At 52.9% G+C, this 12,425-nt stretch carries 16 protein-coding genes; 1 reads left to right on the plus strand and 15 read right to left on the minus strand.

Annotated elements, in window-relative coordinates; genetic code table 11:
• Nucleotides 1–10: 10 nt before the first annotated feature.
• Nucleotides 11–493, plus strand: coding sequence for a DUF6956 domain-containing protein (locus tag ABGT88_RS02085; RefSeq protein WP_068856480.1), 483 nt, complete (start codon nt 11–13; stop codon nt 491–493).
• Between the two features lie 262 nt (nt 494–755).
• On the opposite strand, the gene ABGT88_RS02090 is transcribed toward ABGT88_RS02085, so the two are convergent.
• The 15 genes from ABGT88_RS02090 to ABGT88_RS02160 all read right to left on the minus strand — a co-directional run bounded on the left by ABGT88_RS02090 (nt 756) and on the right by ABGT88_RS02160 (nt 12,137).
• Complete coding sequence (locus ABGT88_RS02090) at nt 756–1,196, minus strand: DUF3872 domain-containing protein (protein ID WP_068856481.1); 441 nt, start codon at nt 1,194–1,196, stop codon at nt 756–758.
• A gap of 19 nt (nt 1,197–1,215) precedes the next feature.
• Nucleotides 1,216–1,797 carry a conjugal transfer protein TraO gene (locus tag ABGT88_RS02095; protein ID WP_117709839.1) on the minus strand — a complete coding sequence of 194 codons (582 nt, stop codon included), beginning with the start codon at nt 1,795–1,797 and terminating at the stop codon, nt 1,216–1,218.
• A gap of 3 nt (nt 1,798–1,800) precedes the next feature.
• Nucleotides 1,801–2,736: a conjugative transposon protein TraN gene (gene traN, locus ABGT88_RS02100; RefSeq protein ID WP_346700132.1), complete on the minus strand. Its 936-nt coding sequence runs from the start codon at nt 2,734–2,736 to the stop codon at nt 1,801–1,803.
• A 34-nt stretch (nt 2,737–2,770) separates the two neighbouring features.
• The gene (traM, locus tag ABGT88_RS02105; protein WP_270738640.1) at nt 2,771–4,066 is read right to left on the minus strand and encodes a conjugative transposon protein TraM; all 1,296 of its coding nucleotides are present in this window, start codon (nt 4,064–4,066) and stop codon (nt 2,771–2,773) included.
• The gene (locus tag ABGT88_RS02110) at nt 4,044–4,331 is read right to left on the minus strand and encodes a TraL conjugative transposon family protein (protein ID WP_346700134.1); all 288 of its coding nucleotides are present in this window, start codon (nt 4,329–4,331) and stop codon (nt 4,044–4,046) included. The genes traM and ABGT88_RS02110 overlap by 23 nt, the downstream gene beginning before the upstream one ends.
• Nucleotides 4,332–4,335: 4 nt before the next feature.
• A complete protein-coding gene (traK, locus tag ABGT88_RS02115; RefSeq protein WP_068856486.1) occupies nt 4,336–4,959 on the minus strand; it encodes a conjugative transposon protein TraK in 624 nt (207 codons plus the stop codon).
• Nucleotides 4,960–4,979: 20 nt separating this feature from the next.
• Nucleotides 4,980–5,978 carry a conjugative transposon protein TraJ gene (gene traJ, locus ABGT88_RS02120; RefSeq protein WP_068856487.1) on the minus strand — a complete coding sequence of 333 codons (999 nt, stop codon included), beginning with the start codon at nt 5,976–5,978 and terminating at the stop codon, nt 4,980–4,982.
• A 12-nt stretch (nt 5,979–5,990) separates the two neighbouring features.
• A complete protein-coding gene (locus ABGT88_RS02125; RefSeq protein WP_068856518.1) occupies nt 5,991–6,617 on the minus strand; it encodes a DUF4141 domain-containing protein in 627 nt (208 codons plus the stop codon).
• Nucleotides 6,617–6,967 (minus strand): DUF3876 domain-containing protein, encoded by a 351-nt coding sequence (locus ABGT88_RS02130; RefSeq protein ID WP_270738642.1) that lies wholly within the window; start codon nt 6,965–6,967, stop codon nt 6,617–6,619. Before ABGT88_RS02130 ends, ABGT88_RS02125 begins: the two co-directional genes overlap by 1 nt.
• An 11-nt stretch (nt 6,968–6,978) precedes the next feature.
• The gene (locus tag ABGT88_RS02135; RefSeq protein WP_068856489.1) at nt 6,979–9,492 is read right to left on the minus strand and encodes a TraG family conjugative transposon ATPase; all 2,514 of its coding nucleotides are present in this window, start codon (nt 9,490–9,492) and stop codon (nt 6,979–6,981) included.
• Nucleotides 9,489–9,824 carry a DUF4133 domain-containing protein gene (locus ABGT88_RS02140; RefSeq protein WP_068856490.1) on the minus strand — a complete coding sequence of 112 codons (336 nt, stop codon included), beginning with the start codon at nt 9,822–9,824 and terminating at the stop codon, nt 9,489–9,491. The genes ABGT88_RS02135 and ABGT88_RS02140 overlap by 4 nt, the downstream gene beginning before the upstream one ends.
• Nucleotides 9,825–9,834: 10 nt before the next feature.
• Entirely contained in the window at nt 9,835–10,131 is a 297-nt protein-coding gene (locus ABGT88_RS02145) for a DUF4134 domain-containing protein (RefSeq protein ID WP_068856491.1), read from the minus strand.
• A 161-nt stretch (nt 10,132–10,292) separates the two neighbouring features.
• Nucleotides 10,293–10,919, minus strand: coding sequence for a hypothetical protein (locus tag ABGT88_RS02150; protein WP_346700138.1), 627 nt, complete (start codon nt 10,917–10,919; stop codon nt 10,293–10,295).
• Between the two features lie 2 nt (nt 10,920–10,921).
• The gene (locus ABGT88_RS02155; protein ID WP_068856493.1) at nt 10,922–11,350 is read right to left on the minus strand and encodes a DUF3408 domain-containing protein; all 429 of its coding nucleotides are present in this window, start codon (nt 11,348–11,350) and stop codon (nt 10,922–10,924) included.
• Between the two features lies 1 nt (nt 11,351).
• Nucleotides 11,352–12,137 (minus strand): ParA family protein, encoded by a 786-nt coding sequence (locus tag ABGT88_RS02160; RefSeq protein ID WP_068856494.1) that lies wholly within the window; start codon nt 12,135–12,137, stop codon nt 11,352–11,354.
• Nucleotides 12,138–12,425 lie beyond the last annotated feature (288 nt).

Below are 12,425 nucleotides of genomic sequence, written 5' to 3' on the forward strand. Positions count from 1 at the left end.
TTTTAAGGGTATGAAAACGACAGAAGTAAACAAGAACCTAATCGGCAGACGTTGCGAGTGTATTTTTACGGGCATGATGGTAACGGGCGTTATTGAGGACATCGAGGAAAACAAGTATTCTGTAAACGTGAAAGTGCATTTCGATAAGCCGCAGCAGTGGGGCGATGATTTGTACACGGAAGATTGGGCATGGGGACGCAAGACGGACGAGTTCGGCACGCTGCACCATTTGCGACTGTTGGCAGACGAACCGGACTTTCAGACGATGACAGTAGTTTTCGGTGAGCCTATCAGCCAGATAGACCGCAGCGTTTTTGAAGATGTTTCCACTTGGGGTGTTTCTTCTTTGCAAGGTTGGATAAACAGCTATGAAAGTGTCAGGTTTGTAGCCATAAACGACCATACGGCGGTCATAACGGGAGAATACAACTTTGAACAGGTAAAGGTGTGGTTAGAGAAAAATATACCCATACAGAGCCTTAAAATCAGTTGATACAAAGGCGGCAGAAATGCCGCCGCTACTTTCTTTCATGAGTGCCGGAAAATAAAGTAGCCAAAGAAACCCGACCGTGTTCCCTAATAAAAAAACACCCGCCGATATTTTCGGCGGGTAGATTTTCATAACATACACATTGTGTATCAATCCATTTCTTTTCCCCATAGCTCCTTGTCTGTCGGGGCGTTTATCAATTCATGCCTGAACCAAGTTATAAACAATACATGGTAAACGCTTATTCCGATAAATATCCACAGGGTCATTCCGTTTCTTCTTCGCTGCTGTCATTGTTGAACGAGAACGAAACCTGCTGCATCTGCCCGAAGCTGTCGATGATATAGATGTCAATCGTCTGCTGGTCGGTCGATGCCGATGTGTAGTAGAGCCGGAACGTTTCTTTCTCCAGCGGGTACAGGTCATTGGGCAGGAACACCGTACCGTTATCCATTTCCAGCTTTCCTTTGCCGTCAGGCTGGAAATAGCGTATCTGGTAGGTCGTAGGCTGGTAGTCGCCGCCACGCACCAGTTGGCAGCGTATTTCGGCTGTTTCGCCCACTTTCAGTTTCTTGGGCACGGGCAGCGTTTCCACCGTGAATGGGTAAGCCTGCTGAATGTCCAAGCTGTCATTACAGGCGGTTACAAGCACGAGGGCGGCCACGATGTAGCAGCCCACGATGATTTTATACATTACATTCTTCATCTACATTATTATATAGCGGTCAGTTGATAATGAATTTCAGTCCCATGCCTACCTGCGTGTGGAACTTGCCGATGTCCGAGCCGAACAGCATACGTTCCCTCGCATTGACGAGCAGCACCACCCGGTCGGTCAGGTAGGTTTCCAGTTCCAGCGTGAGCGCACCGCCGTAGATGAAACAGTCCTTGTCCAGCAGCGTAGCCCCGTCCGGCAGCAGCTTGTCGCCCCGGTTGCTGGTTTCATACCCGGCGAGAGCCGACAGCCCCAGCGAGAGGAAAAAGGTCTTTCGCCTGTCCGAAAGGAATTTCAGGTAATAGCCGCCCTCCGCCGTGAACTGTTCTACCGGAATGCGCATATCCTTGTAGTCATACTTCTTATGCAGGTATTCCCCGCCAATCACCCAGCGGTTGGCGTTTTTGGTATAGACGCTGTATGCCGCCCCGAAATGGCAGGCAAAATCCGTGTCGGAGTTCCAATGTACCCCGTCCGCCATGCCTGCTGTTACCTGCAAGGCTTTCATGCCCGGAAGGTATCTTTGCGCGTGTGCCTGGTTCAAATGCAGGCACAGCGCAAAGAGTGTCATTATAAAGATGTGTTTCTTCATTCCCTACTTTATTTTCAGTTCGTTTATCACTTCGGCGTTCACGATGTCGGCATTCTCCACCCGTATGGTCTGATGCCGACCGCCGTTCTTCTCGTAAAGCTCCACCAGCAGCAGCTTGTCGTCCGGGATGGTGAACTTCGGCAAGGCGTACACCGTCCGGACGGTACTTTTCCCGGCAATCTCTATCACCTCGTTGTAGCTGCGTACCGCATCCAGTACCGTTTCCTGAATAGCCGTGCGTTTGGGCACTTTCTTATCGACAATCTTAAACTTGATGAAGTCCGTATCGAAAGGCACGTTGGAACTGTTCTTCGTCTGCGTATGCACGTAAAGCATCCCGTTATAGGTGTAAATCCCCTTGATTAAGAACTGTATGCCGAAACGCTTGCTGCCCAAGTGTCGCACTTTACGGTCATTGTTCTTGTAGATGCTCTGCATTATCAGTTTTACCAGCAGCGGGCTTTCATTTCCCAGTTCCCGGAAATAGATGTTCATGCGGGTATGCGAAAAGTCGGACGTATCTTCATTTCCCAAGAAGTCCTTCATTTCGATGTTGAGCATTTCCGGTTCACGGGCATACTTGGCGTTGAATGAATAGAAGCTGCCGTCCTCGCAGATGACGGAGAAGTTCGTTTCTCCCGGAAAGCCCTCTGTCGTGGCTTTCACCCTGATTACGTTTTCCGCACCGTCAGCCTTGCCCGCTATGATGTGGTTGCTCCCCAAATCTACATAGCGGACGGCGGAGGGGAAAATGATATGCACCGTTTTGGCGAAAGTCACTTCCACGCCGTAGGGCGTTACCATTTGTCGGTAAGGCAGCTTTCGGGTGATACCCCGGTACAAGTCGTTGCCTGCCGCATACTTCACCGTGTCGGTTTCCTGTGCGTTTGCCGCACACACGCCCAGCAGGAGGGCGCACATTACAAAAATCTGTTTCATCGTTAATTGGAAATTTTAGTGGTTTGTCAAATGATTATTGCTGTTTGGCGTAAAGCATCACCTTGTACCCGGCTTTCAGCTTCACTTTCACGGTTCGGAACTTCTTGGCAAGGTAGCCGGACGCACCCTGCATCAGCCCCCTTGTAACGTCCATCGCCACCTGTTGCCCGGCGTTCTGCGTAAAGGAAATGCTTGTACCCAGCCCGCTGCCGATATTCGCCATCGCCTCGTTGAACGCTTCCTGCTCCATCGAGGACGGGACGGAAAGCCCCTTTTGCCCGTCCGTGTCGAACACTGCGAGTTCCACCGGGATGATGTTTCCCGCATACTCTATCGAGGACACCAGTATGTCGAGACGTTCGCCCTGTACCTTTGCCGTGCCCGCCACAAGGGTATTCTTCGGGATGACGATGCTGCCCGCCTGCATGGGTTCAAGCAGACGGAGTTTTACCGCCTGCCCGTCCGTCAGCGTCTGGTCTTGATGGATGCAGGCGGCTATCGTGTTCCTGCCCATTGCGTAGCCCGTTCCTACCGCCGTGTTGAAACCGTAGTTGCGTGGGTGGCTGTAAGCACGGATAAAATCGGCATCGCTCATGGGCTGTTGCAGCCCTGAAACGGCGTTTTCCCGTACTGCCTGCACGGACACCGTTTCCGGCTTCTTTTCGATGTCGCCCACGACTGGCACTTGTGCCGCCTGCCTGTCGCCGCCTGCATATTTGGCGGCAAGCTCGTATGACTTTTCCAATAGAGCCATCTGTTCGTCAGCGGTGGGCGTGGCTTCCCGCTGACGTTCCAGCTTTTCGGTCAGTTCCGCCACCTGCCGTTTCAAGTCCTCTTTTTCCCTGTCCTCCGGTGGTGTTTCATAGAATGTGCTTAGTTGGCGGTTGATGTCCCGGTAGGCGGTCGCCGAGGAAGAAGCGCCGCCGCCCCGCACGGGCTTCGGATCTTCTTCCGGCATCAGTCCGGCTTCCGCCTGCGGTTCTTCCGTTTCATCGTCCCCTATGAAACCGAAGTCCTGAAGGGATTGTATCCTGTCCTGCCGTTTCCGGCTCATCATCGCTTGCTCGTAGGCGGTCTGCTTGTCCGCTATAATCCCGTCCTCTGCGGGCAGCGGGATGTCGGCATTGAAACCGCCCACGCTTTCCGTTTCCGCTTTCTCCTTGCCGGAGGGGGCGAATATCAGGTACATGCACCCTGCAAAGGCGAGGAACATCAGCGGGAAGACTATCATTTTCCTGCGCCGCTGCACCTCTTTCGGGGAAAGTTCCCGTTTGGGCTTCTTCTCCTTTTCGGGCTGTCTGCCCGGTTCATTTTTCTGTACTTCTTCCATATTCAGGTCTGTTTGTTAAATTGATACTGTCGTTACCATGTAGCGGGAGCTGCCGGATGTGTTCGATTTGCAGCCTTTGCCCGTCACGTTTCCCGATGTTGTAAATGGACGAAACGGTGATATAGAGGGACAAGCCGCCGAACAGGGCGGACATCACGAGGATGACCGCCAGCCGCTTGCCCGGCGTGATACGCCCGCACAGGCGGCGCAGGCGTTCATCCGCCCAGTCCCACACCGTTTCAATGTAATTTCGCTTCCTCTCCATAAGGCTATCGTTTAATGGTTTGCAAATCCCTGTTCTCGTCAATCGTGAACGCTTCCATGATGAAGCCGTGCGGGTTGTTGTCGCTCCGTGTGGCGTTCAGGAGCCTGCACGTGGTGACAAGGCTTCTGACCGTCAGGCTGCTTTCCCGGACAATAAGCTGCCGGGCATAGGTTCTCACCTTGTAGGGGTACTGGTTGAAGTCACATTTCACGCTGTCAATCTCCACCGTCTGGTTGATGTTGCCCGAAATGATACGGTTGTAGTAGCCCTTTTCCGACAAGTCCTTGTAGTAGTTGAACGCACTCCTGTCGGCGAGGAACAGGGAGCGTTTGATGTTTCCCTCGATGGCGTCCTTGTCGGGCGAGAGCGTGAAAAAGAGTTCGTGGAAACGCTTCACGTGCGATTTCGCTTCAATCGGTCTGTTCTGCGCCATGTCCTGCGAGAGAGCCAGCATCAGGCTCTTGCCGTTGTCGAGGACGTATATCTTCTGCCGCTGCTTTTCGGCGAAGCTGTACGAGTTCCACACGGCAAAGCCCGTGACCAGTGCGCACAGGCAGATGAATACCAGCGCAAAGAGCCGGATTTGCCGGAAGCTCGTTTCGATGTTCGTCAATGACTTGAATTCCATATTCTAAAAATTGAAGTTGGTTATTTGAGAAGTTTTCCTGCAATCTTTCCGGTTGCCGCACCTGCCGCCGCACCCGTGAGTGCGCCCGCACGTGTCAGGTTGCGGTTGTATGCGGTTGTACCCCCGGCTGACACAATCCAGCCTGCCACTGTCGGAACGGTGAAGTAGCCCACGATGCCGATAATCATAAAGATTACATACACGGTACTGCTCCCGTCCGGTATGAAGTTCGGGTCGGAAAGCTGCTCGATGTCCTTCTGGAGCATCAGTGTCTGTATGCGTGCCAGCACGCTGCTGAACAAGTCCGACACGGGAAGCCACAGGTAAATCGAGATATAGCGTGAAATCCACTGGGTCAGCGTGCTTTGGAAACCGTCATAGACGGAAAGGGCGAACGCCAGCGGACCCAGTATCGAGAGCACTATCAGGAAGAACGTGCGCAGCGTGTCGATAATCAGCCCCGCTGCCTGAAAGAGTATTTCCAGCAGTTCCCTGAACCAGTCCCGGACGGATTTCTTGATGTTGTATGCCGCCCTGTCCATGTACATGCCCGTCATGGTAACCATGTCGGAGGGCGACCAGCCCAGTTCCTCCAGTTGCCTGTCAAATTCCTCGTCCGAAGCGAGGTATGCCGTTTCCGGGCTTCGCATCAGGGCTTCGTACTCCAGCCTGTCTTTCTGTGCCCGGTACTCGTTCATGTCGAAGGTCTGCGTTTCCATAAGCTGGCTGCATCCTTTCACTATCGGCGACAGCACCGTGTTGATAGTCCCCAGCACGAACGTGGGGAAGAACATGATGCACAGCCCCAGCGCAAATGGGCGTAGAAGCGGGTACACGTCTATGGCTTCCGCCCGCGCGAGCGACTGCCATACCTTGGCGGCTACATAGAACAGCGCACCCAGCCCGGCTATCCCTTTGGCTACCCCCGTCATGTTGCCGCACAGGGGCATCATTTCGTCATACAGCACCCGCAGCACTTGGTGTAGGTTGTCAAAATCCACTGCTAACAACATAGGCATGTCCGTTTGATGTTACCAGTAGCGTTCATCCGCCGAGCCGTAGAGAGCCAGCACCCGGTCGGTGTCGTTCTTTTTCTTTGCCCGCAGGTAGGACACGGAAATGTTCTTGCGGGTGTAGTAGTTCACGAGATTGCGGTAGTTCATCAGGCTTCGGTAGGCATTGTCGATGATTGCCAGCCGTTCGGCATCCGTCAGAGACATGCCCGTGATGTTCACGACATTTTTCAAGTCCTGAAGCACGTCCGAACTCTCGTCCAGCAGCATGGCATAGCCGGAGGATATGGTCGCCAGCTCGTCCGCCGTGAAATACGGGTCGGCGAGCATGATTTGGTAGTTCCTGACGTAGATTTCGGAGATTTCCGCCACCAGTTCGATGCTTTTCTTCACCTTGATACCGCCCTTGACGACATCATGCACGGATTTGAGCGCATCGTAATAGGCTTTCCCCTGCTGGAAAATCTTCTGCGTTTCCAGAAAGCCGTTCAGGGTGTTGGCTTTCGTTCCCGCCGTTTCCACAATCTGTTTGGCGGTGTTGATGATGCCCTGAGCCAAGTTGCCGGGGTCTGACACCACCCACTGGGCGGATGCCCTGCCCATGAAGCACAGGCATACCGCCATAAGAAGAATCGTTCTTTTCATCATTTTTTGTTTTTAGGATTTGTAACACGCCTGTATTCGCCGCCGGGCAGGAGCGTTATCCGGTCGTTCCTTTTGTCGTAGGTGAACTGTATGCCGAAGCCTGTTTCAATGAACAGGCAGCCGTTCCGCTCTGTCACCGGATAAGTAGTTTCCAGTACCCTGCCCCTGACATTCGCTTTACGGATGACGGTGTATCTGCCGTCCGTTTCCGTGAGTGTGAAAGCCGGGTGTCCCCTGACGTGTACCCAGTCGCCCTGCATCCTTTCCAGTTCCTTGCTTTCACTGTCCTTACAGCCAGCCAGCAGGCAGGCGGACAGCAGCGTGTAAATCAGATTGTCCATTAATTTCATATCGTTTATTTTTAGGTGGTTGATAATCCGGGATTTCTTTTGCTCTCCGCAAGCCGTTTGACAGCCAGTTCAAGGTTGCCGCCCAGCTTGTCGGCAAGGGCGAACAGTTCCGTTTTCTCGCTTTCTTCGGTCGTGTACGTGTAATATTCCTCCAGCGAAACTTCCGTTGCGTACACCGCCGACTGCGTGCCGCCCAGCGAGAAGAACACTTCCTTGTACTTCCGTCCGGGATGGTTCGCCATGTTGATGGACAATATTTGCGAACGTTCCTTGTCGGTCAGTCCCAAGAGGTTCTGTATGCTGTCGAACTTGTTGAGATATTTCCTTTGGTCTAACAGAATCTTGCAGTCCGAATTGTTGATGATGCTCTCTTTCACGATAGGCGAGGAAATAATATCCTCCACTTCCTGCGTTACCACAATCGCTTCCCCGAAATACTTTCGGACGGTTTTGTACAAATATTTTATGTAGTCCGCCATGTTCGCCGACGCTATCGCTTTCCACGCTTCTTCAATCAGGATTAATTTTCTTATTCCCTTCAATTTGCGCATCTTGTTTATAAAGGCTTCCATGATGATGATGGTCGTTATCGGGAACAGTATCTTGTGGTCTTTGATATTGTCCAGCTCGAAGACAATAAAGCGTTTGTGCAGCAAGTCCAGTTCCTTGTCGGAGTTGAGCAGGTAGTCATACTCGCCGCCCTTGTAATAGGGTTCAAGCACGTTCAGGAAGCCGTCAATGTCAAAGTCCTTTTCCCTGACATTCTTCCGTTCAAGCTGTCGGCGGTATTCGTCCCGGACAAACTCGTAGAACGTGTTGAAGCAGGGTGTTACCGACCTGTCGCCCGTGATACGTTCGATATAGGCACTTACCGCATTGGACAACGCCACTTCTTCCGACCGCTTCGGGGCTTCATCGTCCCGCTTCCACAGGGTGAGTATAAGGGTCTTGATACTCTCTTTCTTCTCTATGTCAAATACCCCGTCCTCGACATAGAACGGGTTGAACGCTATCGGGTTCTCGTTGGTGTAGGTGAAATAAATCCCGTCCTCGCCGTGCGTGCGGTTGTGGATAAGCTGGCACAGCCCCAAATAGCTGTTGCCCGTATCTACCAGCAGCACGTGCGCCCCCTGCTCGTAATACTGGCGTACCATGTGGTTGGTGAAGAAAGACTTCCCGCTGCCGCTCGGCCCAAGTATGAACTTGTTGCGGTTGGTCGTGATGCCTTTCTTCATGGGCAGGTCTGATATGTCGATGTGCAGCGGTCGCCCGCTCACCCTGTCCACCATTTTGATGCCGAAGGGCGAAAGCGAACTCTTGTAGTTCGTTTCTTCCACGAACAGGCAGAGAGCCTGCCCCAAGAACGTGTAGAAACTTTCTTCCGCCGGGAAGTCCCCCTCATTGCCCGGTATGCCCGCCCAAAAGAGCGTGGGCGTATCGACCGTGTTGTGGCGTGGCTTGCATTCCATCAGGGCAAGCTGGCTTCCCACATCGTTGCGTATGCGTTTGAGTTCCTCCCGGTCATCGCTCCAAGCCATGACGTTGCAGTGGCAGCGCACGGAAACAAGCCCCTTGCTGTGCGCTTCGTTCAGGTACTCGTCTATCCATTCCTTGTTTATCTGGTTGGCACGGGAGTAGCGGGAAAGCGACTGCATGTTCCGGGCGGTCTGCTCGAACGTTTTCAGGTTTTCGGCATGGTCGTCTATGAAGATGTATTGGTTATAGACGTGGTTGCACGACAGCAGCACGCCCACCGGGGCGGCGAATGACAGGCGGCAGTCGCTCCGGTCGGTGGACAGCTTTTCAAACCGTGTGTCCGTACCGACCTTTTCCGGCAAATCTTCCACGTCCGAAAGCGTGTGCAGGCACAGTATGTCGTCCCCGACACGCATTTCTTCCGGGTAAAGCCCGATGTCTTTCAGGCAGGTGGTATCTGTCTGTGAAAGCGAGAAGTATTTCTCGATGATGCCAGCCTTTCCGTCCTGCCCGGTGATTTCCGGTACTGCCAGCCGGGTAAGCGTGATAAACCCGCTGTCGTTCATGATACGCTCGAACTGTCCGACCGCTTCGATGAATTTCATAGCCGTTTCCCTGTCCGCTATCTCCTGCGGAACAATCCTGCCCCGGCAGAGGGTGGAGAAGTCGCTCTGTCGGCGGCTTCTCTCCCTTGTCGTCTTTGTCAGGAACAGGTAACAGTAATGGTTCAGGAACGGGCGTTCATTGAAGTGCCGCTCAAAACTCCGGGACAGGAAACTGAGTTCGTCCTTTCCGGTGTCGGGCTGGTAGTTCTCCGTGATGAAGAAGTCCTGCTTGTGTACTATGGAATAGTCGGGCAGTACCTTGATTGCCTTGTACCATGCCGAATGTATGGCTTCATATTCGGCACTGGTGACGGTGAACAGTTCGGGCAGTTCCACCCGGAAAGCCACCGTTATGTCGGCATCCTTTGAAATGATGCAGCCGTTCTCCACCGCCAAAAGGGGAAATTTCCTTTCCAGCGTGGTAGCCTTTAACATATTCCTCATGGTCTTTCTTCCTTCCTTTTTTTATAGGTGAATAATCTGGGTATCGCCTTTCGGCTGATGATGAAGCGGGGATGTCTTTTGCGGGCGGCAGCTTTCATCAGTCCGTGCGTGCCGTACTTGGCATTGAGCCGGAAAGTCTGCCATACGAGCAGCAGCGAAGCCGACACGATGAAACCGATACATAGCCACTGGTTCACGCCTGTCATGAACAAGACGATGAACACCACGAACACGGCGAGCAAGCCGCCCGCAAAGATGAAAAGGTACTGGCTTTTCAGCCCCTTGAACTCCACCGGCTTCCCGATACCCCTGTTTACCGGATATTCAGACATAGCCGCCGTTTTAGAGGAAGAACGAACGCAGGATAGTGGCGGCGACAATCAGGAAGATGCACGCCCCGAACCAGCTTGCGGCGGTCTTGCTGGTATCGGGGTCACCGCTTGAGAACTTGTTATACACTTTTACACCGCCAATCAAGCCGCAGACCGCCCCGATTGCGTACACCAGCTTTGTTCCGGGGTCGAAATACCCGGTTATCATGTTGGTGGCTTCGGTAATGCCCGCCTGTCCGTTACCTTGTGCGTAGGCACTTACCACAGCGGCAAGGAGAGCCGCCGACAAAAAGATTTTCTTTTTCATTGCGAATTGGATTTTAATGCCGGGACAGCGGGTGGATAGTCCGCTGCCGCACGGCGGATGAATAATTTGAAATTTTAGTGGTTGCGGCACGGATGCCGTCTGTTGGTGTCAGTATTGCCAATCAACCGTAATCACGTTGCTTCATATAGTTACTTGTTATGTTACAGATACTCGTTCATGTCGAACGCTTCGTATTCCCCGCTGGTATTGCCAGTTCCGGCGGGAGCAACCGCAGCCAGTTCCGCTTCGTTGCGTCCCAGCAGTTCCGCCACCTTTGCCAGCCCGCCGTTGATGTTCTCCACTACCGCATCGTAGAGGTTCGTCCCCTCAATCCGAGCCAGCGTCACGGCGGCTTGCCGCTGTTCCGCTTCGGTGGAGTTGTCGGCGTTCGCCGTGCGTACCGTTTCGCCCAGTTCCTCAAAGCTCACGCCCGCAGCCCTGCCCGTATCATCGTACCCGTCCATGTACCCGGATATTTCTTCGTCCTCGTAATCGGGTTCGTCATCCCCGCAGTCGGGCGTTTCGTCCGGCTGTCCGGCAGCTTGCGCCGCAAAAATAGTATCATTTTCAGCCGCTTGCGGGAGATGTCCCGATTTGTCCTGCGCTGTCCCGATTAGTCCACCCTTGTAGCGGCTCTCGCCTATCAGCGTGTAGCCGTCCGCCTGACTTTCGGGAACGGTTTTATCATTTGTTCCCTTTTCGGAACGCCTGTTGTCCGCATGGCGATACCACAGCCACAGGGCGATATAGTACACCAGAAGCCCGGTAAGTATGCAATAGGTTACCATAGTCAGACAGGCTTTTGGAAGTGGCTTTCGTACAAGGCGTTTATCTCGTCTTGGTACTGTTCGAAGTGCCGCAGCAGAATATTTTCCACGTAGCTGCTTACCGTCACCTTGCGCCCGCCTATCACCGTCACGATACGCATCAGTTTCTCGTGGGTGGCTCGGCTAACGTACAAGGGTTGTCGGTCTGCCAGTTCCACTTTCTGGAAGTAGGTTTCCCGGTAGTCGCCCGTGCAACCCTTGCGCCTGCGAGGTGTCGGTTTCTCCATCCGTACCGTTTCCGTTTGTTGTCCCTCTTGGGTGATGCCCGTTTCGCCGCCGGGGTTCGGTATGTTCTCCGGCTGCTTGTCCTGCTTGGCGGGGACACCCTGCGAGATAAGTTCCCGCATGAAATCCTCGTCTATTTTCGGCAGAGTGCCGTTTTGCTTTGCCATATCATTGTAATTTAATGTAATACATCATTTCTGTTATCAGTTCTTCCAAGTTGCTGCCCCTTACCAGCGGGCGGCTGGCGGGAAAGAGCGTGGAGCGGAACACCGCCTTCCTGTCCGTCATCAGTTCTTTTTTGTAGCGTTTGGTGTCAGGAATAAAGGTTTTCATCAGCGGTAGTTCCAGTTCCTTTATCGTCTTGTCATAGGCGGCATAGAGGTCGGTTTTCTCCCGACCGTCCACCATGTTCCAGAAGAGGTACAGCCCGGCAAGTCGGCAGGCTTCATTCCTCACCAGCAGCTTTTGGATAGCCACCGCAAACGACAGGCTGCTTTCAAGAACCACCTTATCGGCGGAAATCGGGGTAAAGATATAGTCCATGCCCGCAAGGGAGTTTATCACGCCCTCGCTGTTCACCGTGCCCGGCAGGTCAAAAAACACGATGTCCGGCACGTGTCCGGCTTCTGCCGTATATCCGTCAGCCGTGGCTATCGCCTTTTCGGGCGAACTGCACAGCACCGGGTAGGCTTTCTTCCCCAGACGGGTGAACTGTTCATACGCCATGCGCTTGTAATCCTCGTCCGCCCCGACCTGTTCGGCATCACGCTTGCGCATCCCGGCAATGGAGTGTTGCGGGTAGTCGCAATCGACTACCGCCACATCGTAGCCTTTGAGGTAATAGAGGTAACTCGCCGCAAGCACGGTAAAGGTGGTTTTGCCGACCCCGCCCTTCTGGGTGGAAAAGGCGACATAAAGGGGTGTTTTCTCGTTTTCCATATTGCTTCCGTTCATTATTGGTTGATATATTTGTTTATTGCTTCCAATCATTCGGGCTTTCCATATTGCAGGCTTGAAATATGGAAAGACTGCTTTATTTCAATCTTGCTTTCCTGCTTTCATTCTTTCTTGAAATCCAGCAATCACGTTTTCTTGAAATCCTGCTTTCAACCGTTCCTGCCTGATTGAAATGTGTCTTTCAATCTTGCTTTCAATCTTGAAATCTTATGCAAATAAAAGGAGAAAAAACGTCCGTTTTTAGATGTGTCCCGATTTGTCCTTTCGTGTCCCGTTTTGTCCTTT

It is taken from the genome of Barnesiella sp. An22 (assembly GCF_963931395.1).
Classification (GTDB): Bacteria; Bacteroidota; Bacteroidia; order Bacteroidales; family Barnesiellaceae; genus Barnesiella; species Barnesiella merdigallinarum.